This is a genomic window from Hydrogenophaga sp. SL48, assembly GCF_021729865.1.
Lineage (GTDB): Bacteria > Pseudomonadota > Gammaproteobacteria > Burkholderiales > Burkholderiaceae_C > Hydrogenophaga.
Map to the genome: position 1 here is coordinate 775,482 of NZ_CP063400.1, position 23,893 is coordinate 799,374.

The 23,893-nt window shown below is 67.7% G+C and carries 24 protein-coding genes; 13 read left to right on the top strand and 11 right to left on the bottom strand.

Going from position 1 to position 23,893, the window contains the following annotated elements:
* Positions 1-48: 48 nt before the first annotated feature.
* Positions 49-597 carry a hypothetical protein gene (locus tag IM738_RS03730; RefSeq protein ID WP_236964557.1) on the bottom strand — a complete coding sequence of 183 codons (549 nt, stop codon included), beginning with the start codon at positions 595-597 and terminating at the stop codon, positions 49-51.
* 91 nt (positions 598-688) lie between these two features.
* On the opposite strand from IM738_RS03730, the gene coaBC reads away from it, so the two are divergent.
* Positions 689-1,945 (top strand): bifunctional phosphopantothenoylcysteine decarboxylase/phosphopantothenate--cysteine ligase CoaBC, encoded by a 1,257-nt coding sequence (gene coaBC, locus IM738_RS03735; protein WP_236964558.1) that lies wholly within the window; start codon positions 689-691, stop codon positions 1,943-1,945.
* A gap of 93 nt (positions 1,946-2,038) precedes the next feature.
* On the top strand, positions 2,039-3,112 hold the full coding sequence (locus IM738_RS03740; protein ID WP_236964559.1) for an MBL fold metallo-hydrolase: 1,074 nt from the start codon (positions 2,039-2,041) through the stop codon (positions 3,110-3,112).
* Positions 3,113-3,727: 615 nt separating this feature from the next.
* On the opposite strand, the gene IM738_RS03745 is transcribed toward IM738_RS03740, so the two are convergent.
* On the bottom strand, positions 3,728-4,855 hold the full coding sequence (locus IM738_RS03745) for a substrate-binding domain-containing protein (RefSeq protein ID WP_236964560.1): 1,128 nt from the start codon (positions 4,853-4,855) through the stop codon (positions 3,728-3,730).
* 119 nt (positions 4,856-4,974) lie between these two features.
* Here IM738_RS03745 and IM738_RS03750 point away from each other — a divergent pair, with 119 nt between their 5' ends.
* Genes IM738_RS03750 through IM738_RS03760 form a run of 3 tightly spaced genes read left to right on the top strand, consistent with a single transcriptional unit; the run spans position 4,975 to position 7,390 of the window.
* Positions 4,975-5,703 carry an ABC transporter permease gene (locus IM738_RS03750; RefSeq protein ID WP_236964561.1) on the top strand — a complete coding sequence of 243 codons (729 nt, stop codon included), beginning with the start codon at positions 4,975-4,977 and terminating at the stop codon, positions 5,701-5,703.
* Positions 5,700-6,482, top strand: a complete 783-nt coding sequence (locus IM738_RS03755; protein WP_236964562.1) for an ABC transporter ATP-binding protein — start codon at positions 5,700-5,702, stop codon at positions 6,480-6,482. Before IM738_RS03750 ends, IM738_RS03755 begins: the two co-directional genes overlap by 4 nt.
* The gene (locus tag IM738_RS03760) at positions 6,479-7,390 is read left to right on the top strand and encodes an extracellular solute-binding protein (RefSeq protein WP_236964563.1); all 912 of its coding nucleotides are present in this window, start codon (positions 6,479-6,481) and stop codon (positions 7,388-7,390) included. Before IM738_RS03755 ends, IM738_RS03760 begins: the two co-directional genes overlap by 4 nt.
* A gap of 7 nt (positions 7,391-7,397) precedes the next feature.
* On the opposite strand, the gene IM738_RS03765 is transcribed toward IM738_RS03760, so the two are convergent.
* A complete protein-coding gene (locus tag IM738_RS03765; protein ID WP_236964564.1) occupies positions 7,398-8,144 on the bottom strand; it encodes an AraC family transcriptional regulator in 747 nt (248 codons plus the stop codon).
* A gap of 124 nt (positions 8,145-8,268) precedes the next feature.
* Here IM738_RS03765 and IM738_RS03770 point away from each other — a divergent pair, with 124 nt between their 5' ends.
* The 3 genes from IM738_RS03770 to IM738_RS03780 are packed head-to-tail and all read left to right on the top strand — an operon-like array spanning position 8,269 to position 11,445.
* Positions 8,269-9,207 carry a dihydrodipicolinate synthase family protein gene (locus IM738_RS03770; RefSeq protein WP_236964565.1) on the top strand — a complete coding sequence of 313 codons (939 nt, stop codon included), beginning with the start codon at positions 8,269-8,271 and terminating at the stop codon, positions 9,205-9,207.
* 2 nt (positions 9,208-9,209) lie between these two features.
* Positions 9,210-10,166: a 4-hydroxyproline epimerase gene (locus IM738_RS03775; protein ID WP_272907776.1), complete on the top strand. Its 957-nt coding sequence runs from the start codon at positions 9,210-9,212 to the stop codon at positions 10,164-10,166.
* 13 nt (positions 10,167-10,179) lie between these two features.
* Positions 10,180-11,445 carry an NAD(P)/FAD-dependent oxidoreductase gene (locus IM738_RS03780; protein WP_236964566.1) on the top strand — a complete coding sequence of 422 codons (1,266 nt, stop codon included), beginning with the start codon at positions 10,180-10,182 and terminating at the stop codon, positions 11,443-11,445.
* A 10-nt stretch (positions 11,446-11,455) separates the two neighbouring features.
* Here IM738_RS03780 and modC read toward each other — a convergent pair whose 3' ends face one another.
* From modC to modA, 3 genes are read right to left on the bottom strand one after another with little or no spacing between them, the layout of a single operon-like run.
* The gene (modC, locus tag IM738_RS03785) at positions 11,456-12,616 is read right to left on the bottom strand and encodes a molybdenum ABC transporter ATP-binding protein (protein ID WP_236964567.1); all 1,161 of its coding nucleotides are present in this window, start codon (positions 12,614-12,616) and stop codon (positions 11,456-11,458) included.
* Positions 12,613-13,332 carry a molybdate ABC transporter permease subunit gene (gene modB, locus IM738_RS03790; protein WP_442908484.1) on the bottom strand — a complete coding sequence of 240 codons (720 nt, stop codon included), beginning with the start codon at positions 13,330-13,332 and terminating at the stop codon, positions 12,613-12,615. Before modB ends, modC begins: the two co-directional genes overlap by 4 nt.
* Positions 13,316-14,071: a molybdate ABC transporter substrate-binding protein gene (gene modA / locus IM738_RS03795; protein ID WP_236964569.1), complete on the bottom strand. Its 756-nt coding sequence runs from the start codon at positions 14,069-14,071 to the stop codon at positions 13,316-13,318. The genes modB and modA overlap by 17 nt, the downstream gene beginning before the upstream one ends.
* Positions 14,072-14,198: 127 nt before the next feature.
* Between modA and IM738_RS03800 the strand changes: the two genes are divergently transcribed.
* The 3 genes from IM738_RS03800 (at position 14,199) to IM738_RS03810 (ending at position 15,115) form a co-directional block, all read left to right on the top strand.
* On the top strand, positions 14,199-14,531 hold the full coding sequence (locus IM738_RS03800; protein ID WP_236964570.1) for a hypothetical protein: 333 nt from the start codon (positions 14,199-14,201) through the stop codon (positions 14,529-14,531).
* A gap of 13 nt (positions 14,532-14,544) precedes the next feature.
* Positions 14,545-14,883, top strand: a complete 339-nt coding sequence (locus IM738_RS03805) for a hypothetical protein (protein ID WP_236964571.1) — start codon at positions 14,545-14,547, stop codon at positions 14,881-14,883.
* Positions 14,884-14,944: 61 nt separating this feature from the next.
* A complete protein-coding gene (locus IM738_RS03810; protein ID WP_236964572.1) occupies positions 14,945-15,115 on the top strand; it encodes a LysR family transcriptional regulator in 171 nt (56 codons plus the stop codon).
* A gap of 74 nt (positions 15,116-15,189) precedes the next feature.
* Here the strand turns inward: IM738_RS03810 and IM738_RS03815 are convergent, their stop codons facing one another.
* From IM738_RS03815 to IM738_RS03835, 5 genes are all read right to left on the bottom strand, one after another.
* Positions 15,190-15,888 carry a succinate dehydrogenase iron-sulfur subunit gene (locus IM738_RS03815; protein ID WP_236964573.1) on the bottom strand — a complete coding sequence of 233 codons (699 nt, stop codon included), beginning with the start codon at positions 15,886-15,888 and terminating at the stop codon, positions 15,190-15,192.
* 24 nt (positions 15,889-15,912) lie between these two features.
* Entirely contained in the window at positions 15,913-17,946 is a 2,034-nt protein-coding gene (locus tag IM738_RS03820; RefSeq protein WP_236964574.1) for a nitric oxide reductase activation protein NorD, read from the bottom strand.
* A 15-nt stretch (positions 17,947-17,961) separates the two neighbouring features.
* A complete protein-coding gene (locus tag IM738_RS03825; protein WP_236964575.1) occupies positions 17,962-18,756 on the bottom strand; it encodes a CbbQ/NirQ/NorQ/GpvN family protein in 795 nt (264 codons plus the stop codon).
* Positions 18,753-20,132: a cbb3-type cytochrome c oxidase subunit I gene (locus IM738_RS03830; RefSeq protein WP_236964576.1), complete on the bottom strand. Its 1,380-nt coding sequence runs from the start codon at positions 20,130-20,132 to the stop codon at positions 18,753-18,755. Before IM738_RS03830 ends, IM738_RS03825 begins: the two co-directional genes overlap by 4 nt.
* A 68-nt stretch (positions 20,133-20,200) precedes the next feature.
* Positions 20,201-21,040 (bottom strand): c-type cytochrome, encoded by an 840-nt coding sequence (locus IM738_RS03835; RefSeq protein WP_236964577.1) that lies wholly within the window; start codon positions 21,038-21,040, stop codon positions 20,201-20,203.
* Positions 21,041-21,343: 303 nt separating this feature from the next.
* Between IM738_RS03835 and IM738_RS03840 the strand changes: the two genes are divergently transcribed.
* Together IM738_RS03840 and exaC are read left to right on the top strand one after the other, a co-directional pair.
* A complete protein-coding gene (locus tag IM738_RS03840; RefSeq protein ID WP_236964578.1) occupies positions 21,344-22,114 on the top strand; it encodes a TOBE domain-containing protein in 771 nt (256 codons plus the stop codon).
* A gap of 227 nt (positions 22,115-22,341) precedes the next feature.
* On the top strand, positions 22,342-23,862 hold the full coding sequence (gene exaC / locus IM738_RS03845) for an acetaldehyde dehydrogenase ExaC (protein ID WP_236964579.1): 1,521 nt from the start codon (positions 22,342-22,344) through the stop codon (positions 23,860-23,862).
* Positions 23,863-23,893: the final 31 nt, after the last annotated feature.

A 23,893-nucleotide genomic window follows, 5' to 3' on the forward strand; every position in this document is an offset into this window, starting at 1 on the left:
CCCCACCCGGCGCGGCGCCGGGTGACCGGCACTCGGGCCGGTGCTCGCTCAGTTGTTGCGGCGAACGCGGAGCAGGAAATTGCGCACCAGCGGGCCGCCACCGTCCGCCTGGGCGGTCACGGTGACCAGAAAGTCCTCGTCGGCCGACGAGGTGTTGTCGTAACACTCGGGGAAGCCTTTGCACGACTGGGTGATCAGACCGGTGGCGGTGTTGATCTTCAGGTTGGCCGTGAGCGCCCTGGCCGCGCTCTCCGAGGCGTTCACGCCCTCGACCTTGAACGAGTAGCTCAGGGTCTTGCCCTCCGGTGGCACCGCCGAGGTGTCGATGGCCCAGCGCGACTGGGTGGCGGTGTTCGCCGCGTAGGCGGGGTTCTGTGCACCGAAGTCGGCTTCGGTGCCGGTGTAGAAAGAACCGTCCGGCTTGAGTTTGTCCAGCGGGTGGTAGCTGTCGCTGTCGGCAAACCAGAGATTGGCCAAGGCGCCCCCTGTGGGTGCCGGACCGGTGTCGGCCGCATCGTCCGATCCGCCCCCGCAACCCGCCAGGGCGGCCACCAGAGAGAGCGAGGCGAAAAGGTTCAGGTGGCCGGAGATGCGCATGGTGTGTGGGTGTGAAAAGAGGTGACCGGGCGATTATGGCTTCGCACCGAAAGGGATGAGGGATCAGGTTTCAAACTGCTACATTGCGCCCATGAACGACCTCGCCGGAAAACACATCGTCCTGGGCCTTTCGGGCGGCATCGCCTGCTACAAAGCGGCCGAATTCTGCCGCTCGCTGATCAAGGCCGGGGCCACCGTGCAGGTGGTCATGACCGACGCCGCCACCCAGTTCATCACCCCGGTGACCATGCAGGCCTTGTCGGGTCGCCCGGTGTTCACTTCCCAGTGGGACCAGCGCACTTCGGGTGGGGTGGACAACAACATGGCGCACATCAACCTCAGCCGGGAGGCCGACGCCATCGTCGTGGCGCCCGCCAGCGCCGACTTCATGGCCAAGCTGCTGCATGGCCGTGCGGACGAGCTGCTCAGCCTCATGTGCCTCGCGCGCCCGATCGACACGGTGCCGCTGATCCTGGCCCCGGCGATGAATCGCGAGATGTGGGCGCACCCGGCCACGGTGCGCAACGTGGCGCAGCTGCGCGAGGACGGCACGACGGTGCTGGACGTCGGCGCGGGCGACCAGGCCTGTGGTGAAACCGGTGACGGACGCATGCTCGAACCCGACGAGCTGCTGTACGAGGTCGTGCGCTTCTTCACCCCCAAGCTGCTGACCGGCCAGCAGGTGCTGGTGAGCGCCGGCCCGACCTTCGAGTCCATCGACCCGGTGCGTGGGCTCACCAACCTGTCGAGCGGGAAGATGGGCTTTGCCATCGCGCGTGCGGCGCATGAGGCCGGCGCCCACGTGACGCTGGTGGCCGGTCCCGTGAACCTGCCCACGCCGCGTGGCGTGGGGCGGATCAATGTGAAGTCGGCGCTGAACATGCAGAAGACGCTGAATGTGCTGAGCCAGACGGCCACCGTGTTCGTGTCGGCCGCCGCCGTCGCCGACTGGCGCCCGGCCGAGACGGCGGTGCAGAAAATCAAGAAGGACGGTTCGGGCCATGTGCCAACCCTGTCCTTCGTGGAGAACCCCGACATCCTCGCCGGTATCGCGAAGAGCCCGCGCGCGCTCAGCCAGACCCTGTACTGCGTGGGCTTTGCGGCCGAGAGCCAGGACCTGCTCGCCCACGCCCAGGCCAAGCGGCTGCGCAAGGGGGTGCCGCTGCTGGTGGGCAACATCGGCCCTGACACCTTCGGGCAGGACGACAACGCCTTGCTGCTGGTCGACGAACAGGGCCACACCGAGCTGCCCCGGGCGTCCAAGCTGTCGCTGGCACGGCAACTCGTGGCCGAGATCGCTCGGCGTCTGCCTGTTTCCACTGCTGCAGAGCCCGCCAAGGCGGTCTGACAGTGGGTCTCCCGGTGCCTTGTGCACCCCGGAAGGCGGTCGTATCATCCAACAATAATTGCATGCTTATTGTTGGATGACCGAGGAGACACCATGAAACGCCCCGCCATTGAACGTCCGGCCGCTGCCGGAGAAACAGCCCCGCTCGATTCCGCCTGGTCGCGCCGCCGCTGGCTGCGTGGGGCGGCGGGCCTGGGGGCAGGCGGTATCGGCCTGGCGCTGGTGCCCGAGGTGCGCTTGTTTGCCCAGCAGGTTCAGGAGTTCATCGAAGGGCCGCCGGTGCCGGACGTGAAGCCCGAACAACTCTCGCCCCACGTCTGGATGGTCTACGCGAAAGAAGGCTTTCCCACGCAGGAGAACCAGGGCCTGATGGCCAGCATCATTTTCGTGGTCACGAAAAAGGGTGTGGTGGTGCTGGACAGTGGCGCTTCGCTGCAGATCGGCCAGATGGCGATCCGCATGATCAAGACGGTGACGCCCCAGCCTGTGATCGCGGTCTTCAACAGCCACTACCACGGCGACCATTGGCTCGGCAACCAGGCCTTCGCCGATGCCTACGGCAAGGATCTGCCCATCCACTCGCTGGCGTTCACGCGCGAGCAGATCGCCGGCCATGAAGGCAACCTCTGGCGCAGCCTGATGGAGCGCTGGACCAACCAGGCCACGCTGGGCACCAAGGTGGTCGCGCCCAACCAGACGGTGGAACATGGGCAGGTGTTCGACTACGGCGATGTGCAGATCAAGCTGCACCACTACGGCAAGGCGCACACGCCGTCTGACCTGTGTTTCGAGGTCGTGCAGGACAAGCTCACCTACGTCGGCGACGTCGCGATGGAGAACCGCATCGCCAACATCGACGACGGCTCTTACCCTGGCACGTTCAGGTACTACGACGCGCTCAAGAAGGCGGCCGGCGATCAGCTCTGGTTGCCAGGCCATGGTCGCGGCAGCAAGGACTTGCTGGACACCTATGGCACGTTCATGAGGGGCATCTGGGAGCCCAGCGTGCAGGCGGTGAAAGACGGCATCCCGCTCGATGGTGCGAAGACGCTGGTGATGAAAGACCCCCGCGTTGCCAGCCGCGCCAAGGCCATGGCCGGGTTTGACAGCAACATTGGGAAGTACACCAGCCTGGCTTACTTGGAGGCGGAGAAGGAAGCCTTTTGAGTTGGTGGTTTTGTGGGGTGTTTGGAGCGTCGTTCTTCAGGTGCAGCGTGCAGCACCTCGCGGCTGCGGCAGGCGCTGCCCGGTGGGGGCTCATCCGGGGTGGTCGGCTGCGCCGACTTCGCTGTGTCCGCCCGTCTGGGGCCGGCGCGGCCAAACTCTCTGCGTTCGCTTCGCTCTCTCCGTTCAGACAGTGGCCGTGAGTCAGTCTTTGAGGCGCGCACTTGCGCGCCCGGCCCCAGACGGGCGGACACAGCCACCCCGGAAAATCGCCCCCACCGGGCAGCGCCTGCCGCAGCGACAAACGTTTGGGTATTCCAGCGGTGGTGCGTCAACCCCTTTTCTGCCAAGGTGTGTGCGCTCAGGCCGTAGCGCGCCATGTGAGGCGCCGAGAAGCGCAGGGGTCGTGGCCGCGCGCGCAGCGCGCTTCGTCATCTGACTCGTCGCCATGTCTGAGCGGAGAGAGCGAAGCGAACGCAGCGAGTTTGGCGACGGGCCACGGCCGCGAGCATCGCAGGGCAGTCGGCGCACCGCGCCGACCGCTTCACTCAAGCGCTGCGGCCTGAGCGCGCACACCTTGGCACGCGAGGTGCGTGATCGAACCTGTCCTGGCGGGTTCTACCGCCACCAAGGCAGCAGCCGCTTCATCGCAGCCACCTCCCCGCTGTGATCGGCGGCGTAGCCGGGCAGGTGGTTGAGGTGTGACTGCCAGCGCGCGCTGCGCAGCAAGGCCAGCAGCCGTTGCACGGCCGGTTGTTCCAGGGCGGACTTCAAGCACACCAGCAGGTAACGTTCTTCGGTCAAGGGCACGAAGCCCAGGCCCTGGCTGCGCGCGGCGTACTCGGTGCCCAGTCCCACGTCGGCGTCGCCGCTGGCCACCGCGTGCGCCACCGCGGCATGCGACGACTCCACGCGGTCAAAGCCCTGAATGGCCTTGGGGTCGAGACCGCGTTGGGTCAGCAACTCTTCCAGCAGCAGCCGCGTGCCTGTGCCGCGCGCCCGGTTGACGAAGCGCGCGCTGTGTTGCGCCACGTCTTCCATGTCGCGCAGCCGCAAAGGGTTGCCGGGCGCCACCATCAGCCCTTGCGAGCGCCGCGCGAACCCGATGATCTTGTGGGTGCCGGGCTTGAGCAGCGGACGGTAGGTGCGCGCGCTCAGGCTGCTCGCGTCGGCAAAGGGCTGGGTGTGAAAACCGGCCAGCAGGCAACGCCCTTCGTTGAGCGCACGGATCGCGTCCACGCTGCCGGTGAAACGGATGTCGAGGTGCAGGCGCTGGTCTTCGGTCGGGGTTGAGGGCAAAGCGGCAGCGAGTTCCTGCAGCTCGATCAGCGCGTGGTCGTGGCTGGCATAGAGCGTGAGCAGCTCGCTGGCCGGGCCGGGCGAGGTGGTCTCGAAGGCTCGTGAAAACGCGCGCTCCAGCTCGGCGCGCAAGGCCTCCACCTGCGGCCCCAGCCGCGCCTGCGCCAGACGCTCGGCCATCAGCAACCGTTGCCCAAAGGGCGACAGCTGCGCCGCCTGGCCCCGTTCCCACACGATCAGTTCGTGACCGAGCTGGGTCTCCCAGTCTTTGAGCTGACCCCACACGTGGCGGTACGACAGCCCCAGCTGGCGCGCCGCGGCCGAGATGGACCCGTGCGCGCGCACCGCCTGCAGCACGTCCATCATGGTGTTGCGCAGCAGGGCCGGGCCGTTGGGCCGTTCGGGTCGCTCGGCACTGAGCGAGTAGGACATCTCGATGCGTCTCATGGGCGGCAAGTGTGCCTCAGCCCCGCAAGGGCTGGGCTCTACCCCTATGCACGCCATTTCATACCGAGTTGCCACGTACTCTCAAAGGCCGTTTGTGCGCTTATGCTGCGGCGCAGCGTATGAACACCTTTTCCGATAGCGCTGCCACCGCGCTGCAACTCATTCTGGACGGCGACGCCGCGCTCTGGGCCATCGTCACGCGCTCGCTCGCGGTGAGCGCCACCGCCTGCCTGCTGGCCTGCAGCATCGGCCTGCTGCTCGGCGCCTGGCTCGCCGTGGCGCGTTTCCCCGGCCGCTCGGTCGTGTTGACCTTGCTCAACACCTTCCTCGCCATTCCCTCGGTGGTCGTGGGCCTGGTGATCTACCTGCTGCTGTCGCGCACGGGCCCCCTGGGTTTTCTGGGCTGGCTGTTCAGCTTTCAGGCCATGGTGCTGGCGCAGGCCATTCTGGTGTTGCCGCTGGTGACCGCGCTCACGCGCCAGGTGGTGGAAGACACCGACCGCGACCACGGCGAACAGCTCACCTCGCTCGGCGCGAGGCTGGGCATGCGCAGCCTGCTCATGGCCTGGGACGAGCGTTATGCGCTGCTCACGGTGCTGATCACCGCCTTCGGACGGGCCGTGTCCGAGGTGGGCGCGGTGATGATCGTCGGCGGCAACATCGACGGCTTCACCCGCGTCATGACGACCGCCATCGCGCTCGAAACCAGCAAGGGCGACCTGCCGCTCGCGCTCGGCCTGGGCCTCGTGCTGCTGGCCGTGGTGCTGCTGCTCAACAGCCTGGTGGCGCTGCTGCGCCGCTGGCGCGAACACCTCGACGGTGGCGATCTTCGGATGGCCACCACATGAGGATCGAGCAACCCGGCGTCGGTCCAACCGCCAGCGACATCGCCCACAAGCCAGTCGTGCTCGCGCTCAAAGCGGTGCACGTGAGCCTCGGCCCGGCCGCGCAGGTGGAGGCGCTGCGCAAGATCACGCTGTCCATCCAGGCTGGCGAGCGCGTCGCGCTGGTCGGCCCCAACGGCTGTGGCAAGAGCACCCTGCTGCGCGCGCTGCACGGCCTGCTGCCCATTGCCTCGGGCGAGCGGGAGGTGCCGCAGGCCTCGCGCATCGCCATGCTCTTTCAACGCCCGCACATGCTGCGCATGTCGGTGCGGCGCAACCTGCAACTCGGTCTGTGGCTCAGCGGCGTGCCCTGGGGGCAGACGCGCGAGCGGGCGCAGCGGGCGCTGGCCCGCGTGGACCTGCTCCATCTGGCGGAGCGCAACGGCCGCGCGCTCTCGGGCGGGCAGCAGCAGCGCGTGGCGCTGGCGCGCGCCTGGGCCCTGCAGCCCGACGTGTGGCTGCTCGACGAGCCCACCGCCAGCCTGGACCCGCACGCCAAGCGCGACGTGGAGGCGCTGATCGCCGACTTCAGCGACGAGGCGCCGCCCCCGCACCGCCTGCCGCCCACGCTGGTGTTCGCCAGCCACAACCTCGGCCAGGTCAAGCGCCTGGCCAGCCGCGTGATCTACCTGGAGCAGGGGCAACTGCTGGCCGACCTGCCCGTGAACGATTTTTTCAACCACGCCTTCCTGGAGGCGCACTGTCCCCAGGCCCACCTGTTCGTCAAAGGAGAAACACAATGAATTTGAATCACCCCCGCCGCGCTGCGCGCGACCCCCTCAAGGGGGCGGCACTGGCCGTCCGGCAAAGCCGGCCCGGCGGTGCCCTGGGCTGGGCTGCTTCGGGCCTGAAGGCCCTCATCGTGTCGGTCAGCCTGCTGGGCGTTGCCGCCGCGTCCGCTCAGAGCAGCATCGTCGTCGCCTCCACCACGTCCACCGAGCAGTCGGGCCTGTTTGGTTACTTGCTGCCCGAGTTCAAGAAGGCGACCAACATCGATGTGAAGGTGGTGGCGCTGGGCACCGGCCAGGCCATCGACATGGCGCGCCGTGGTGACGCCGACGTGCTGTTCGTGCACGACAAAGTGGCCGAAGAAAAATTTGTGGCCGACGGCTTTGCCGCGAAACGCCAGGAGGTCATGTACAACGACTTCGTGCTGATCGGCCCCAAGGCCGACCCGGCCGCCACCAAAGGCAACGACATCGTGGCCGCGCTCAAGAAAGTCGCCACCGCCAACGCGCCCTTCATCTCACGCGGCGACAAGAGCGGCACGCACGCGGCCGAGCTGCGCTTCTGGAAGATGACCGACGCGGACGCCAACAAGGGCAGCGGCTACAAAGAATGCGGCTGCGGCATGGGCCCCGCCCTCAACATCGGCGCCAGCAGCGGCGCGTATGTGCTGGCCGACCGCGGCACCTGGCTCAACTTCAAGAACCGCGCCGACATGGTGGTGCTGGTCGAAGGCGACAAGCGCCTGTTCAACCAGTACGGCGTGATGCTCGTGAGCGCCGCCAAGCACCCGCAGGTGAAAACCGCCGACGGCCAGAAGTTCGTCGACTGGGTCACCGGCGCCGCCGGCCAGAAGGTCATTGCCGACTACAAGATCGGCGGCGAGCAGCTGTTCTTCCCGAACGCCACCGCCGCGTCCCGCTGAATTTGCTTCAAGCCCTCATGCCCCGGTAAGCCGAGGGCGTGAGGCCAACTGACTTGCGGAACTGGCGTGTGAACGAGGCCTGGTCCGCGTAGCCACACGCCAGGGCAATCTCGCTGATCGGCTCACGCGAGTGGCGCAAGAGATCGCACGCCCGCTCGATGCGTGCCCGAAGCACGTACTGACCCGCCGTCACACCAAACAGGCCCCGGATGCGCTGGTCCAGCTGAAACACCGACAGGCCGGCCAGGGCGGCAAGTTCATCCAGCGGCAGGGGTGAATCCAGGTGCCGCGCGACGTGATCGATCACGCGCGACACCGCAGACGCCTCTTTCGTTGAGCCCATGTGCTGCTGGATGTCGCGCGACAGACCGGCCAGCCCGACGATGCGGCCTTGCGGGTCGGTGACCGCGACCTTCCAGGTGAGACACCAGCCCGGTTGCCGGTTGCCGTACAGGTGCAGCTCCAGCTGACCACTGATCGCAGGGCCGCCTTGCAGGATGCGCTGGTCCTGCTGCGAAAACCCCGACCCCAGCGGAAGCGGGAACACCTGCTCCGCCGTCTGGCCGATCAGCTCCGCCTTGTGCTCGAAGCCGCAGCGCTGGACCAGCGTGTGGTTGACCGCCGTGTAGCGCCCCTGCATGTCCTTCAGAAAGAACACGGTGTCGGGCACGTGGTCGAACAGCAGGTCGCCCCGGAACAACCCGTGGGCAATCAGGAGCCCTGGTGACAGGGGCGCTGGCAGTGAAACATCCATGGCATTCAGGCCCGACCGTTTGTGCAATTTCCCCAGTCGGCACCCCACTTTCCGACAAGACGTGGCGCGCCCAAACTGCGAGACTGCCGGCAGCTTAACAGTCACTTGAACGGAGCGCCCACCCATGAGCAGCAGCATTTTCAGCGGCACGATCCCCGCCTTGATGACCCCTTGCACGCCCGACCGGCAACCGGACTTCGATGCCCTGGTCCAGACCGGCCGCGACCTGATTGGCGCGGGCATGTCGGCCCTGGTGTACTGCGGCTCGATGGGCGACTGGCCCCTGCTGAGTGACGAGCAGCGCATGGACGGCGTCGAGCGCCTGACCCGCGCCGGCCTGCCCGTGATCGTGGGCACCGGGGCGCAGAACACCGCCCGCGCCAGCGCGCTGGCCGCCCACGCCAAGGCTTGCGGCGCCAAGGGGCTGATGATCATCCCCCGCGTGCTGTCGCGCGGCAACTCGGCGGCGGCCCAGCGCGCCCACTTCACCGACATCCTGACCGCCGCGGTCGACCTGCCCAGCGTGATCTACAACAGCCCCTACTACGGCTACGAAACCAAGGCCGACTTGTTCTTCGAGCTGCGCTCTCGCTTCCCCCACCTGATCGGCTTCAAGGAGTTCGGCGGCGCGGCGTCCTTGCGTTACGCGGCGGAGCACATCACCTCGCGCGATGCGGGCGTGACGCTGATGGTGGGCGTGGACACGCAGGTGTTCCACGGCTTCGTCAACTGCGGCGCCAAGGGCGCCATCACCGGCATCGGCAACGTGCTGCCCAAAGAGGTGCTGCAACTGGTGGCCCTGTGCGAGCAGGCGGCCAGCGGTGACGTGCTGGCCCGCCAGCGCGCGCCAGAGCTGGAAGCGGCGCTGGGGGTGCTGTCGTCGTTTGACGAAGGCGTGGACCTGGTGCTGTACTTCAAGCACCTCATGGTGCTGCAGGGCCACGCGGAATATGCCCTGCACTTCAACCCCACCGATGCGCTGTCCGACAGCCAGCGGAACTACGCCACGGCCCAGTTCGAGCTCTTCAAGCGCTGGTACGCCAGCTGGCCGGGAAAGGCCTGAACATGACACGCATTGAAATGCAGGTCATCGACTCCCACACCGAGGGCGAGCCCACGCGCCTGGTCGTGGCCGGTGGGCCAGCGCTGGGCAACGGCTCCTTGAGCGAACGCAAGGCCCTCTTTGCCCGCGACTTCGACCACTACCGCGTGCTGGCGGCGAACGAACCGCGCGGCTACGACGCGGTGGTCGGCGCCTTGTTGTGCGAACCGGTGGACACCAGCTGCGCCGCCGGCCTGATCTTCTTCAACAACACCGGCTACCTGGGCATGTGCGGCCACGGCACCATCGGCGCCGCCGTCACGCTCGCCCACATGGGACGCATCGCGCCCGGCGTGCACCGCTTCGAGACACCGGTCGGCGTGGTGAGCGTGGACCTCCGGTCCGCCAACGAAGTGACGATCCAGAACGTCGAGAGCCATGTGTTCCGGCGTGAGGTCGAGATCGACGTGCCCGGCCTGGGGCGCATCGTGGGCGACGTCGCCTGGGGCGGCAACTGGTTCTTCCTGTGCCACAGCACGCCCTGCGAGCTGACGCTGCAGCACATCGGCGAGCTCACCCGCCAGGCCGAGGCTGTGAAGATGACGCTGGTGCGCGACGGCATCACCGGGCGCAACGGTGCCGAGATCGACCACATCGAGTTCTTCGGCCCCGCGGTGGCCGCCGACGCACACAGCCGCAACTTCGTGCTGTGCCCCGGCGGTGCCTACGACCGCTCTCCTTGCGGCACCGGCACCAGCGCCAAGCTGGCCTGCCTGGCCGCGGCCGGCAAGCTCCAGCCGGGCGACACCTGGGTGCAGGAAAGCGTGATCGGCAGCCGCTTCGAGGCCAGCTACCTGCCCACGGAACACGGCGTCATCCCCAGCATCACCGGCCGCGCCTACGTCACGGCGGAAGCGCGGCTGATCGCCGACCCGGCCGATCCCCTGCTGCCGGCGGCGTTCCGCGCGGCGCTGGCCTGACGTCGCCTCGCGCATGACATTCTCCATCCACCCCGAGCCCGACAGCGCCGACGTGGCGGTGGTGGGCGCCGGCATCATCGGCCTCTCGGTGGCGATGCACCTGGTGGCCCAGGGCCGTTCGGTGCTGCTGATCGACCGCAAGGGCATTGCGCTGGAAACCAGCGCCCAGAACGCCGGCGCGCTGGCCTTTTCCGACATCCTTCCCCTGGCCTCGCCGCGCATCCTGCGGCAAGCGCCGCGCTGGCTGCTCGATCCGCTGGGGCCGCTGGCCATCCGTCCTGGTTACGCGCTCCAGATGGTGCCCTGGCTGCTGCGTTTTGGCCTGGCCAGCCGGCCTTCGGCCTACCGCGCGAGCCTGCAGGCGCAGACGCAGCTGATGCGGCTGGCCGCCCCCGCGTTTCACGCCATGCTGGCCCGCGCGAAGGCCTCGCACATGATCCGCCAGGACGGCTCCTTGCAGGTCTATGAAAGCGATGCCGAGTTCCGCTCCAGCCTCCCGGGCTGGCAGCTGCGCGCCGAGGCGGGCATCGCCTTCGAGCACGTGAAAGGCGAGCGGCTACGGGCGCTGCAACCGGGCCTCGCCAGTTCCATCATCGCGGGCACCTTCGTGCCGCACTGGGAGACCGTGAGCGACCCGTTTGAGGTGGCTTCGGCGCTGGGGCGCCATGTGATGCAGGCGGGCACCGCCTGGCGCCAGGCGGAGGTGCGGTCCATCGCTGTGGGCGATGGCGGTGTGGAGCTGCAGCTCGCGCAAGGCAGCGCCGTCCGCGCGAAGCAGGCCGTGATCGCCACCGGCGCGTGGTCGCGCCACCTCGCGGCCCAGCTGGGCGATGCCATCCCGCTGGAAACCGAGCGCGGCTACAACACCACGCTGCCGCCCGGGGCGTTCGACCTCCAGCGCCAGATCATCTTTGGCGCCCATGGTTTTGTGGTCACGCCGCTGTCGACCGGCATCCGGGTCGGTGGTGCGGTGGAGCTGGGCGGGCTCAAGCTGCCGCCCAACTTCAAGCGGTCGGCCCACATGCTGGAGAAGGCCGCGCGCCTGCTGCCGGGGCTGCGCACCGAGGGCGGCACGCAGTGGATGGGCTACCGCCCCTCGCTGCCCGACTCGCTGCCCGTCATCGGGCACGCCAGGGCCAGTCGGCAGGTGGTCTACGCCTTCGGGCACGGGCACCTGGGCCTGACGCAGAGCGGCGCCACCGGGCAACTGGTGGCCGAGTTGCTGGCGGGGCACGCTCCGTCGATTCCGCTCGAACCCTTCAGGCCCGACCGCTTCTAGCGCCTGGCGCTCAACGCACCATTGCCACGCCCTTGATCTGCACATACACCGGCAGTCCGGGCGCGATGCCCAGCCGCTCGCACGAGAGCCGGCTGATGCGCGAGAGCAGGCGCGTGCCTTGCCCCAGACGCAGACCCACCAGCACCTGGCCCGGGCCGTCTTCGCTCACCTCGCTCACCGTGGCGGGCAGGATGTTGAGCACGCTGGTCTGCTCCGGCTTGATCAGCGACAGGCTCACGTCCCGCGCCTGGATGCGCACGCGCACCGGCGTGCGCTCGGGCAGCGGCGTGGCCCGCGTCTGCGGCAGCAGCAGCGTGCCGCCGTCAAAGCGCAGCTCGCACAAACCGCTCTTGCTGTGCAGCCCGCAAGTCATGGCTTCCACCAGCGCGCCCGCGCTGTCGCCGTGCGCCAGCGGCAGGTCGGCGCGGGTCATGAGCTCGATCACCGGCCCCTGCGCCAGCATCTGGCCCTGCTCCAGCAACACCACGTGGTCGGCCAGCCGCGCCACCTCGTCCACCGAGTGCGTGACGTACACCACGGGCAGGTCCAGCGCCTCGTGCAGTTGCTCCAGCCACGGCAGTATCTCGGCCTTGCGCGCCGCGTCCAGCGCCGCCAGCGGCTCGTCCATCAGCAGCACGCGCGGGCTCGCGGCCAAGGCGCGGGCGATGGCCACGCGCTGGCGTTCGCCGCCCGAGAGCTCGTGGGGCCGGCGGCTCAGCAGGTGGCGGATGCCCAGCAGATCCAGGCCGTGGTCCCAGCCGTGACGGCGCTCGGCCGCGGGCGTGCGGTCAAAACCGAAACGCAGGTTGCCCTCCACCGTGAGGTGCCCAAACAGGCTGGCCTCCTGAAAGACATAACCCACGGCCCGGCGGTGCACCGGCACGAAGAGGCCGCGCTCGCTGTCTTGCCACACCTGGTCGCCCACCACCACGCGGGCGCGCGCCGCCGGCTCCAGCCCGGCAAGCACGCGCAGGCAACTCGTCTTGCCGCTGCCCGAGGGGCCGAAGAGCACGGTGATGCCATGGGCGGGCAGCTCCAGGCTCACGTTCAGCGTGAAGCCGGGGTGCTGCAAATGCGCCGTCAGTTGCAGGGCATCCCCGCTTACTGGACCACCTTCGCCCTGCGGGCTGCGGTGTGAGCTGGCTTGGGAACGGCCCGGCGCTGCGCTCATGCGCGCCCCCCGTTCGCAGACTCAGAGCGCCCGCGCCCGTTGTAGAGCTGCAGCGCCAGCAGCACCACAAAGGCAAAGCCCAGCATCACGGCGGCGAGGCGGTGCGCGTCGGCGTATTCGAGCGCCTCCACGTGGTCGTAGATCTGCACCGACACCACGCGCGTCACGCCCGGGATGTTGCCGCCCACCATCAGCACCACGCCAAACTCGCCCACCGTGTGGGCAAAGCTCATGATGGTTCCTGTGATCAGGCCGGGCTTGCACAGCGGCAGCACCACATTGAAAAACGTGTCCAGCGGTGAGGCGCGCAGGCTGGCCGCCGCCTCCAGCGGGCGCTCACCCAGCGCCTGCATGCTGCTCAGCACCGGCTGCACCATGAACGGCAGCGAATAGAACACCGAGCCCACCACCAGCCCGGCAAAGGTGAAGGGCAGGGTGGGCAGGCCCAGCGCCAGCATCGCCTGGCCCAGCGGCCCTTGCGGCCCCAGCGTGACCAGCAGATAGAAGCCCAGCACCGACGGCGGCAACACCAGCGGCAGCGCCACCAGCGCCCCCACCGGCTTCACCCACCAGCGCCGCAAACGCGCCAGCCACCAGGCCAGCGGCGTGCCCAGCAGCAACAGGATCAGCGTCGTCAGCCCGGCGACCTGAAGGGTCAGCCAGATCGCCTGAAGGTCGCTCGGGGTCAGCAGCACAGCCTCAAACCCCGTAGCCATAGGAGCGGATCAGGTCTTTGATGTTCGGGCTCTGCAGCAGCTTGATCAGTGCCTGCGCCGCCTCATTGCTTTCGCCGCGCTTGAGCACCACCGCGTCCTGCCGGATCGGGTCGTGCAGCGCCGGCGGCACCACCCACATCGAGCCCTCCTTCAACCTCCCGCCCAGCAGCACCTGCGACATCGCCACAAAGCCCACATCGGCGTTGCCGGTCTTCACGAAGCCGAAGGTCTGGCCGATGCTCTCGCCCTGCACCAGCTTCGGCGCGAGCGCCGTGCCCAGGCCCAGTCGCTCCATCACCTGCACGGCCGCCGCGCCGTAGGGGGCGGTCTTGGGGTTGGCGTAGGCCACCTTGCCCAGGTCGGCCGCCTTCAGCACCTCGCCCTTCGCGTCCACCCGGCCCGCCTTGGCCGACCACAACACCAGCTGGCCGGTGGCGTAGGTGAAGCGCGTGCCCGGCTGCGCCAGCCCGTCTTTCTCCAGGAGCTCGGGCCGCTGATGGTCGGCCGAGAGGAACACATCAAAGGGCGCCCCGTTGCGGATCTGCGTGTAGATCGCCCCCGAGGCGCCGGTCGAAACCTTCAGTGTGTGGCCGGTGGTTTTCTCCAACACGGCGGCGATGGCTTTGATGGGCTCGGCGAAGTTGGCGGCAACGGCGACCTGGGCTTCGGCGGCGTGGGTGGCGGTGTGGGCGAGTGCGGCGAAGAGCAGGACGGCGAGGGGGCGGAAGGGCAGGCGCATGGGTACCTCGGATCGGAGCGGGACACGACGGTGGAGATTCGCTATCCCAAAACGGAATAGCGAGTGTAGCCGGTGTAGTCGGTCTATCAACTACCATCGACAGACGCACCTAAATACCTTCCGAAAATTGGCCCTGCCCTTCCTTGCATGCACATTGGTGGCTTGCGCAAGCGATGTGGCCAATCGCTATTACTCGGCTGAAAAGTACCCGCCGAAGGAGCCCGACTCGGTCGTTGTCCTGTGGGCGCCGCCAACCAGAGCCTATCAAGTACTCGCTGATTTTCAGTCCCGTGGCGAAAGCCCGAAGGACATGCAAAAAAAAGCTGCTGCTATTGGGGCTGACGCCGTGATCGTGTCGCTACTTGGTGGCAACTACAGTCGAAGTGAGCAATGGGCGAGCGAAGACCGTTACTCGACGACCTACACTCGAATAGCCGCTACCGCCATCAAGTTTGATTAACTGAGGAACATAAATGAAACGACTGATCTCTCTGGCCTCCCTCTCATTTGCGCTTCTGATTGGAGCGTGTGCATCTGTTGATGTAACCAAGACAGGGAAAGGTGCATACGCGCCCACCGACCCGAACAGTGTTGAAATCCTCAAGACCCGTCCAACCCGCACCTATGAGGAGTTGGGTACTGTCACAGTTACCGGCTTTGACGCGACTGAATCTGCCAAGATGCACAACGCCATTCGCGCCAAGTCGGCTCCACTTGGTGCAACTGCAGTGATTCTTATGGAGGAAGGAATGATCCAAGTGCCATTCGGAATGAAGCGATGGGCGACTGGCGTTGCGATCCTCTACAAGTAGCCGTTCCATGAGGGTCAACTTCGTTTGAGTTGGCCCACTGCGGCAAGTCCGCGAAGTGACCTTGCCATCCCTCCACGCCGCCCTCTCCGAAGCCCTGGGCCACGCCACCAGCGACAAGCGCCTGGAGGTGTTGCGCCGCGTGGCCGAGACGGGCTCCATCTCGCAGGCTGCGCGCGATGCGGGCACCAGCCGCAAGGCGGCCTGGCAGGCGATGGACACGCTGAGCACCTGAGCGGTCAGACGCTGGTGGACCGCACGGTGGGTGGCGCGGGTCGGGCACCCCACCGCCAGCGCTGCGGCCACTGGCTAAATGGTTCGTCGAACCATCATCTCCTTGATCTTGCTGATGGCCCCTGCGGGCAGCAGGCCCTTGGGGCACACGTCCACGCAGTTCAGGATGGCGTAACAACGGAACAGGCGGTAGGGGTCGTTCAGGTTGTCCAGCCGCTCGGCGGTGGCCGTGTCGCGGCTGTCGACGAGAAAGCGGTAGGCCTGCAACAGGCCGGCCGGCCCGACGTATTTGTCCGGGTTCCACCAGAAGCTCGGGCACGCCGATGAGCAGCACGCACACAGGATGCATTCGTACAGCCCGTTGAGCTCTTCGCGCTGCTCGGTGGACTGCAGGCGCTCCCGCTCCGGGGCGGGCGCTTCGTTGATGAGGTAGGGCCTGATCGAGTGGTACTGCTTGAAGAACCCGGTCATGTCGACGATCAGGTCGCGGATCACCGGCAGGCCCGGCAAGGGTTTGAGCGTCACCACGCGCGGCAGGGACTTCATGTTGGTGATGCAGGCCAGGCCGTTCTTGCCGTTGATGTTCATGGCGTCGGAGCCGCAGATGCCTTCGCGGCAGGAGCGGCGAAACGACAGGCTCGGGTCCAGGGCCTTGAGTCGCATGAGCACGTCGAGCAGCATGCGATCGCCGGGGTGGACGTCGATCTCCAGCGTCTGCATGTACGGCTTGGTATCGAGGTCCGGGTCGTAGCGGTAGATCTTGAAGGTGTGCATGGGGGCTTTCAAAAAAAAGAAGGCTCATGACTTCACCAGCCGCTGCATCCAGTCGAGCAGCACGGTGGGCAACGAGGTTGGCGTCTGCAGCAAGGCGTGGTGCTGGGCACCAAACACGGCGGGCAGGTAGCTCGCGGCCTGCCGGTCCACGGCCAGGCAGAACGGCGAGATGCCCTGCAGCCGGGCTTCGGTCACGGCCTGGCGGGTGTCTTCGATGCCGTAGCGGCCTTCGTAGACATCGTTGTCGTTGGGTTTGCCGTCGGACAGGAGCAGCAGCAGCCGGTGCGTGGCGTCTTCGCGCATGAGCGTGGCGCTGGCGTGGCGCAGGGCGGCGCCGGTGCGCGTGTACTGATCGGGTTCGAGGGCCGCGATGCGCAGCGCCACGGCGGAGCTGTAGGGCTCGTCGAAGCGCTTGATGTCCCAGAGGCTCACCGAGGCGGGCCCGTTGCCCGAGAAGGCCTGCACCGCGAAGGGTTCGCCCATCGCCCCGAGGGCGATGCACACCAGCAGCAGGGCCTCGCGCTCGACGTCGATCACCCGGCGGTTGTTCGAGATCCAGCCGTCGGTGGAGCCGCTGACGTCGATGAGGATCAGGATGGCCATGTCGCGGCGCGTGCGCTGTTGCGAGCAATACAGGTCGTCGGCCATGGGCCAGCCGGCGCGCAGGTTGGCCAGGCCTTCCACGCAGGCTTCGAGGTCGATGTCGTCGCCGTCGGTCTGGCGGCGTCGCAGCATGCGTTGGGGGCGCAGGGCCGCGAAGCGCTGGCGGATGGCGCCGAGCAGCGCGCGGTGCGCGGCCAGGGTGTCGTCCACCCAGCGCTGTGCGCCGGCCGGTGCCTCACGCAGCCGCACCGTGGCGCCGGGGTGGCGGTAGGCCGCTGTCCGCCAGTCCCACTCGGGGTAGCAGAAGGTCTGCGGGGCGTCTGGCGCGGCGGCGCTGGTGTGTCGGGGGCGCACGGCCGGAGGGTCGTCGGAGAGCAGCACCTCCGGGGCCTGGCCCGGCGTCCAGACCAGCCGCGCCTGCGCCAGCTCCGAGACCAGGTCGGCGAACTCGTCGGCCCCCGCCGACTGGTCTCGATCGGTGGGCCGCTGCAAACCGAACGGGTCTTCGGCCTGTTCGTGCGGCGCGTCGGGCGGGATCATCCACGCGCCCGGCGTCTGGTCTTCTTCCTGCTCGGCGCCTTCGCGCACCTCGGGGCGGCGCGTGAGGCGCGCGCTGCGCGGCGCGCGGGTGGCGGCGTTGTCGGCCGCGTCATGGCCCGCCAGCGCCGAGCCCGTGGTTCCGCCGGGCGGGCGCAGATCGCCGGTCCAGCTGTCGCGGAACAGGGGCGATGGCCCCAGGCGCCCGGCGTTGGCGAGGTCGCGCGCCATGTCGACCGCCATGCGGTGAGCGGCGCGGCCCGAGCTGTCGGGCGGCGCGCCGAGGGGGGCGTGCGCGTTCGGCTGGTCGCAGGGCTGCGCCATCCAGGCGCGCGCCAAGGCCTCCAGCGGGCGGCGCGACGCGGGGAATTGCGCCAGCGGCGGGCGGGCCGCGAGCGCGCCGCTGCGCAGGTGGTTCAAGGACTTCGCCATGCCGGGCAACAGCCGCGCCAGCGCGGCGTCGGCCGCCACGGCCTCGATCAGCAGGTAGAGGTCGAGCACCAGCGGCGAGGCACCGGGACCCGGGCCGGTGGCGCTGCCCCGGCTCGCCCGCATGGCCTGCACCAGGGCCAGGGTGCGAAAGCGGTCCAGGGCCAGCGTGGCGTCCGCGAGGCCGGTGTCGGGTGGCAACCAGATGCACTCGCCATCGGTGGCGGGCAGCGCCGCGCGCGCGCGTGGGAAGGCTTCGCGCTGGAACGCCTGGGCGAGCAGGGTGGGGCGGGCCGGCGTTTGCGCCGTGCGCAAGCGGTAGGGGGTGCCGAACACCGCCTCGATCAGCAGGCCCAGCCGCGGCGCCACGTCCACCAGCAGGGTCATGGGTTTGGCGGGCGCGTTGGAGCGGTGCCGCCGCCACAGCGCCTGCGTGAAGACGGTGGCGTGCCGGGCCACGTCGGTGATCACGTCCTCGGCTTCGGCCATGGGGCGGTGCCTTGCTCAGACGAAGGTGGCGTCGACCAGATCGTGCATCGCGCCCACCAGCGCTTCGTCGTCCGACAGCGGCGACACCACCGCGCTGAGGCAGGCCTGCCGGATCGGGATGCCGCTGACCACCAGCGCGGCCGCCGCGATCAGCAGGCGGGTGCTCGGCACCTCGGCCAGGCCGCGGTCGCGCAGCGCGCGCAGCCGATGCCCGAGCGACACCAGCGCCATGGCCGTGGCGTGGTCGGCGCCGGCCTCGCTCTCGATGATCGCGGCCTCGCGCGGGGCCGGCGGAAAGTCGAAGTCCAGCGCCACGAAGCGCTGCCGCGTGCTGGGCTTGAGGTCTTTCAGCATGCGCTGGTAGCCCGGGTTGTAGGAGATGACCAGCTGGAAACCGGGCGCGGCCACCAGCGTTTCGCCCGTCTTGTCGATGGGCAGGATGCGGCGGTGGTCGGTCAGCGAATGCAACACCACCATGGTGTCCTGCCGCGCTTCGACCACCTCGTCGAGGTAGCAGATGGCGCCCTCGCGCACGGCGCGGGTGAGGGGGCCGTCCTGCCAGGCGGTGCCGTCGTGGCGGATCAGGAAACGGCCGATCAGGTCGCTGGCGCTCAGGTCGTCGTGGCACGAGATCGTGATCAGGGGGCGCTGCAGCTTCCAGGCCATGTGTTCGACAAACCTCGTCTTGCCGCAGCCGGTGGGGCCTTTGAGCATCACGGCCAGCCGCAGGGCGTGGCAGTGCTCGAAGACCGCCACTTCCGCGCCCGAGGGCAGGTAGTACGGCTCGCCGGCGGCCACGGGAACACTCACCGGGTGGACAGGACCGGCCCGGCGTTGGGAGCGGGGGGCGCGCTGGCGTCCGCCTCGACATCGAAGCGCGGTGCATGGCGGAAGAAGTCGTAGATGAACAGCCCGACGCCGATCGCGAACAGCGAGCCGGTGGCGATCAGCATCACGAAGTGCACCTGGATCTTCAGCTGCGCGTCGAGGTAGCCCATGCCCATGATGCGTTCCAGGTAGACCTGCGCGATGCCGGCGGTGGCGAACGACAGCGTCATGCCGAACATGCCGCCCAGCTGCATCCAGAACGCCCAGTAGCCGAGGCTGCTGCCCTGCTCGCTGCGCCCCGGCACCATGGCCGGCAGGGCGTAGGTGATCATCGCGAGCACGATCATGGCGTAGGCGCCGTAGAAGGCGGCGTGGCCGTGCATGGCGGTGATCAGCGTGCCGTGGGTCCACTTGTTGACGTCGGGGAAGGTGTGCGCCAGGCCCAGAAGACCGGCCCCGAACAGGGTGAACAGCGCGCTGCCGATGGTCCAGTGAAGGGCCAGCGTGTTGGGGTGCGAGAGGCCGGCGCGGCGCATGGCCGAATACGCGAACATCGCCATGCCCACCAGCGCGGCGGGCTCCAGCGCGCTGAAGACGCCACCGATGGGCAGCCAGTACGAGGGCACGCCCACCCAGTAGTAGTGGTGCGCCGTGCCCAGGATGCCGGCGATGAAAACCAGACCCACGATCACATAGAGCCACTTCTCCATCACCTCGCGGTCGGCGCCGGACAGGCGGATCAGCAGGTAGGCCAGGAAGCCGCCCTGGATCATCACCCACACGCCCTCGACCCAGAGGTGGATCGTCCACCAGCGGTAGTAGATGGAGACGGTGTAGTTTTCGTATTCCAGCAGCGCGGGCAGGTACAGCAGCGCCGCCAGGCCGAGGCCGAGCACCAGCACGCCCTCGGTGGTGGTGAAGCGTCTGGAGCGCCAGATCGTCATGCCGATGTTGTAGAGAAAGATCAACATGCAGATCACGATCACGATCTTGTGCGGCAGGGGCTGTTCCAGCAGCTTGTTGCCGGTGCCGTAGCGGAACAGGTAGCCCACCACGGCGGTCACGCCCATCAGGGTCCACAGGCCCAGCTGCACGTAGGCGAGCTTGACGCTGTAGAGCTCGGTGCGCGATTCGTCGGGCACCATCCAGTAGGTGGCGCCCATGAAGCCGGTCAGCACCCACACGATCAGCAGGTTGGTGTGGATCACCTTGGTCACGTCGAACGGCAGGATGTTCAGCAGCGGATCGGGTCCGAGGTACTTGGCGGCCGACAGCAGGCCAAACACCAGCTGCAGCCCGAACAGCACCATGGCCACGGCGAAATACCAGTAAGCGACGGATTGAGACCTGTAGCGCATGTCAAAACTCCTGCAGAAGTGGCGGCGGTGGACCGCGGCCTGTGTGGGCTGGACGGCTTCGAAGCCCGTTACTTGAAGGTCGACAGGTAGGCAGCGAGGTGCTCGACCTGCTCGGGTGTCAGGTCCTTGGCGTAGGTGTTGGGCATGAACGAGACCCCGTTGGCCGAGTACATGGCCCCCGCGACCAGGTGCGCGCTGGGCTGGGTGATCGATTCGCGGATGAAGCTCTCCAGGTCGGTGGCCGAGCCTTTGTAGTCGGGGGACGCGAGGGTCTGCTGTGTGCGTGTGGCGATGCCGGCCAGCGAGGGGCCGGCCATGTCGGCCCCGGGCGTGAGGGAGTGGCAGGCGGTGCAGGCAGGGGCGGCGCTCTGGAACACGCGCTCGCCCAGGGCCACCGGGTCTTGGCCGGACGCGCCCGCGGCGGCGGTCGGCTTTGCGGCGGCTGCGGGGCTGGCGGCGCTCCCTCCCGTGGCGCCCAGGCCGGTGACCATGATCGGCCGCGGTGGCCAGCCCTGGTTGTCCACCTGGCTCACCCACTCGAGAAACGCGATCAGGCCGTCGATGTCGGCATCGCTCAGGTTCTGCTGGGGCATCAGCCGGCGGTGACGCTGCTCGTCGTAGAACTTCGACGGGTCTTTCAGGAAGGCCCGCAGGTAGGGCGCACCGCGCTGCTGGGCGATCTTGGTGAGGTCGGGGGCGTAGTACGCCCCTTCACCGAAGATGGTGTGGCAGTTGATGCAGTTGTTCTTGTGCCAGACGTTCTTGCCCAGGGTGACCGCAGGCGTGATGTTCTGCGCGTTGGTCAGTTTCGGGAACTGGCGGTGGCTGTCGACGGTGAGGCCGAGAAAGATCAGCGTGGCGAGCAGCGTGGAGCCGATCGCGAAGTAGCGTGCCTGGCGTTTGTTCATGGGTCTGCTCCGGCGTCAGACGCTGATGCCCGTCCAGTAGATGACGCTGATGGCGCTCGCGTAGGCGATGCCTGTGGCCATCAAACCGAGCACGACATGGCTGAAGACCTTGAAACTTCGGTATGCGGTCATGGTGGGCACCTCGACGGTTGCGCCGCATTCCCTCAGGGTGAGGGAGGCCGGCAGACGAGGCATGTTGACCAGTCCATCCCTCCCCGTATGTGCGGTAGCGAACTTAGCCCCGGTCACTGGCCGGCCAGCGCGCCCGTGCCTGGAGCCGACATCGCATGAAACAATCCCGCCATGACCGCGCCACCCCTTCACGCCGCCCTCTCCGAAGCCCTGGGCCACGCCCCCAGCGACAAGCGCCTGGAAGTCCTGCGCCGCGTGGCCGAGACCGGCTCGATCTCGCAGGCCGCGCGCGATGCGGGCATCAGCTACAAGGCGGCCTGGCAGGCGATCGACACGCTGAGCAACCTGAGCGGGCAGACGCTGGTGGACCGCACGGTGGGCGGCTCGGGCGGTGGCGGTGCGCGCATCACGCCACAAGGGCTGCAACTGCTTTCTCTCGCGGACGAGCTGGCGCAGGCGCGTGAGGCGGTGCTGGCGCGTTTTGCCGGCGGGTCTTCGGGTCTGCGCTTTGGTCTGGGTTTGCGCACCAGCATGCGCAACCAGCTGCCTTGCCGGGTCGAGGCGGTGGAGCCGCTGGGGCCGGGCGATCCCACGGTGCTGGTGCGGCTGCGCACGCCGGGGCAGGCGCTGCTCACGTCCAGTGTGACCCGCGAGAGCGCCGATCTGCTGGGCCTGCGCGCGGGGCTGGAGGTCCTGGTGCTGTGCAAGGCCACGGCGGTGCGGGTCGGACGGGATGCGGTGGACGAAGCGCCGGGCCAGTGTGTGCTGCCCGGTCGCATTCAGCGGCTGGCGCGCGGGCAGGGACGCGACGAGGTGGTGCTCGCGCTGGACGGGGGCGGTCAGTGGGTGGGCTTTGCCGATCACCCGTTTGCGGCGCGCAAGGGGCAGCTGGCCTGGGCGTCGATGGGCGTCTCGGCGCTGGTGATCGGTTTGGCGGGGTAGCGGGCTGCCCACATGGGCACCCTCGGGCATATGAACAGGTGTGCCGTACCAGGCTGGCGCAGTGCGCTGTTGCATGGGCCTGAATGGCGCAACCTTTCAAAGTGTGTTGTCAAAAAAGAGAGCACTTGTCTCAGTTTGAGTCGCTTTCTGCGCGTGGCACGGTTGTTGAGGACAGGTGAAGCAGCCGATTCGGCTTTCTTCATTTCCACCCTCAGAGGACGACACACATGCAATACGCAGCTCCCGGCACCCCCGGCGCCAAGATCGCCTACAAATCGCAATACAACAACTTCATCGGCGGCAAGTGGGTTGCCCCGGTCAAGGGCCAGTACTTTGATGTGATCTCGCCGGTGAACGGCCAGGTCTACACGCAGGCCGCCCGCTCCACCGCCGAAGACATCGACCTCGCGCTGGACGCGGCCCACGCCGCAGCCGACGCCTGGGGCAAGACCTCGGCCACCGAGCGCTCCAACATCCTGCTGAAGATCGCCGACCGCCTGGAAGCCAACCTCGAGTTGCTGGCCTACGCCGAGACGGTGGACAACGGCAAGCCGATCCGCGAAACGCTGAACGCCGACATCCCTCTGGCCATCGACCACTTCCGCTACTTCGCCGGCTGCGTGCGCGCCGAAGAAGGCAACATGAGCGAGATCGACGGTGACACCGTGGCCTACCACTTCCAGGAACCCCTGGGCGTCGTCGGCCAGATCATTCCCTGGAACTTCCCGATCCTGATGGCCGCCTGGAAGATCCCGCCGGCACTCGGCGCTGGCAACTGCATCGTGATGAAGCCGGCTGAGTCCACCCCCATCAGCCTGTTGATCCTGATCGAGCTGATCGCCGACCTGCTGCCCCCGGGCGTGCTCAACATCGTCAACGGTTTCGGCCGCGAAGCCGGCATGCCGCTGGCGACTTCCAAGCGCATCGCCAAGATCGCGTTCACCGGCTCCACCACCACGGGCCGTGTGATTGCCCAGGCCGCCGCCAACAACCTGATCCCCGCCACGCTGGAACTGGGCGGCAAGTCGCCCAACATCTTCTTTGCCGACATCATGGACAAAGACGATGCCTTCCTCGACAAGGCGATCGAAGGCCTGGTGCTGTTCGCGTTCAACCAGGGTGAGGTCTGCACCTGCCCGAGCCGCGCGCTGATCCAGGAAAGCATCTACGACAAGTTCATGGAGCGCGTGTTGAAGCGCGTGGCCGCCATCAAGATGGGCAGCCCGCTGGACACCGACACCATGATGGGCGCGCAGGCTTCCAAAGAGCAGCTGACCAAGATCCTGAGCTACCTGGAGCTGGGCAAGGCCGAAGGCGCCGAGGTGCTGATCGGTGGCGAGCAGGCCAAGATCGGTGGTGATCTGGACGGCGGCTACTACGTGCAGCCCACGCTGTTCAAGGGCCACAACAAGATGCGCATCTTCCAGGAAGAAATCTTCGGCCCGGTGCTGGCCGTGACCACTTTCAAGGACGAAGCCGAAGCCCTGGCGATTGCCAACGACACGCTGTACGGCCTGGGTGCCGGCGTGTGGTGCCGCAACGGCAACCTGGCCTACCGCATGGGCCGCGCCATCAAGGCTGGCCGTGTGTGGACCAACTGCTACCACGCCTACCCCGCACACGCTGCGTTCGGCGGCTACAAGGAATCGGGCCTGGGCCGCGAAAACCACAAGGCGATGTTGGGCCACTACCAGCAGACCAAAAACCTGCTGGTCAGCTACAGCGAGAACAAGCTGGGCTTCTTCTGATCCGCCCGGATTGAGGTGAGGTTCAAGGGGA

Coding starts and splice junctions, on each gene's coding strand:
- IM738_RS03840 (WP_236964578.1), top strand. CDS start 21,344: ATGACCGCGCCACCCCTTCACGCCGCCCTCTCCGAAGCCCTGGGCCAC.
- IM738_RS03820 (WP_236964574.1), bottom strand. CDS start 17,946: ATGGCCGAAGCCGAGGACGTGATCACCGACGTGGCCCGGCACGCCACC.
- IM738_RS03765 (WP_236964564.1), bottom strand. CDS start 8,144: ATGGATGTTTCACTGCCAGCGCCCCTGTCACCAGGGCTCCTGATTGCC.
- IM738_RS03830 (WP_236964576.1), bottom strand. CDS start 20,132: ATGCGCTACAGGTCTCAATCCGTCGCTTACTGGTATTTCGCCGTGGCC.
- IM738_RS03780 (WP_236964566.1), top strand. CDS start 10,180: ATGACATTCTCCATCCACCCCGAGCCCGACAGCGCCGACGTGGCGGTG.
- coaBC (WP_236964558.1), top strand. CDS start 689: ATGAACGACCTCGCCGGAAAACACATCGTCCTGGGCCTTTCGGGCGGC.
- IM738_RS03835 (WP_236964577.1), bottom strand. CDS start 21,040: ATGAACAAACGCCAGGCACGCTACTTCGCGATCGGCTCCACGCTGCTC.
- IM738_RS03760 (WP_236964563.1), top strand. CDS start 6,479: ATGAATTTGAATCACCCCCGCCGCGCTGCGCGCGACCCCCTCAAGGGG.
- modB (WP_442908484.1), bottom strand. CDS start 13,332: ATGGCTACGGGGTTTGAGGCTGTGCTGCTGACCCCGAGCGACCTTCAG.
- IM738_RS03815 (WP_236964573.1), bottom strand. CDS start 15,888: ATGCACACCTTCAAGATCTACCGCTACGACCCGGACCTCGATACCAAG.
- IM738_RS03805 (WP_236964571.1), top strand. CDS start 14,545: ATGAAACGACTGATCTCTCTGGCCTCCCTCTCATTTGCGCTTCTGATT.
- modA (WP_236964569.1), bottom strand. CDS start 14,071: ATGCGCCTGCCCTTCCGCCCCCTCGCCGTCCTGCTCTTCGCCGCACTC.
- IM738_RS03750 (WP_236964561.1), top strand. CDS start 4,975: ATGAACACCTTTTCCGATAGCGCTGCCACCGCGCTGCAACTCATTCTG.
- IM738_RS03730 (WP_236964557.1), bottom strand. CDS start 597: ATGCGCATCTCCGGCCACCTGAACCTTTTCGCCTCGCTCTCTCTGGTG.
- IM738_RS03755 (WP_236964562.1), top strand. CDS start 5,700: ATGAGGATCGAGCAACCCGGCGTCGGTCCAACCGCCAGCGACATCGCC.
- IM738_RS03775 (WP_272907776.1), top strand. CDS start 9,210: ATGACACGCATTGAAATGCAGGTCATCGACTCCCACACCGAGGGCGAG.
- IM738_RS03740 (WP_236964559.1), top strand. CDS start 2,039: ATGAAACGCCCCGCCATTGAACGTCCGGCCGCTGCCGGAGAAACAGCC.
- IM738_RS03745 (WP_236964560.1), bottom strand. CDS start 4,855: ATGAGACGCATCGAGATGTCCTACTCGCTCAGTGCCGAGCGACCCGAA.
- exaC (WP_236964579.1), top strand. CDS start 22,342: ATGCAATACGCAGCTCCCGGCACCCCCGGCGCCAAGATCGCCTACAAA.
- modC (WP_236964567.1), bottom strand. CDS start 12,616: ATGAGCGCAGCGCCGGGCCGTTCCCAAGCCAGCTCACACCGCAGCCCG.
- IM738_RS03770 (WP_236964565.1), top strand. CDS start 8,269: ATGAGCAGCAGCATTTTCAGCGGCACGATCCCCGCCTTGATGACCCCT.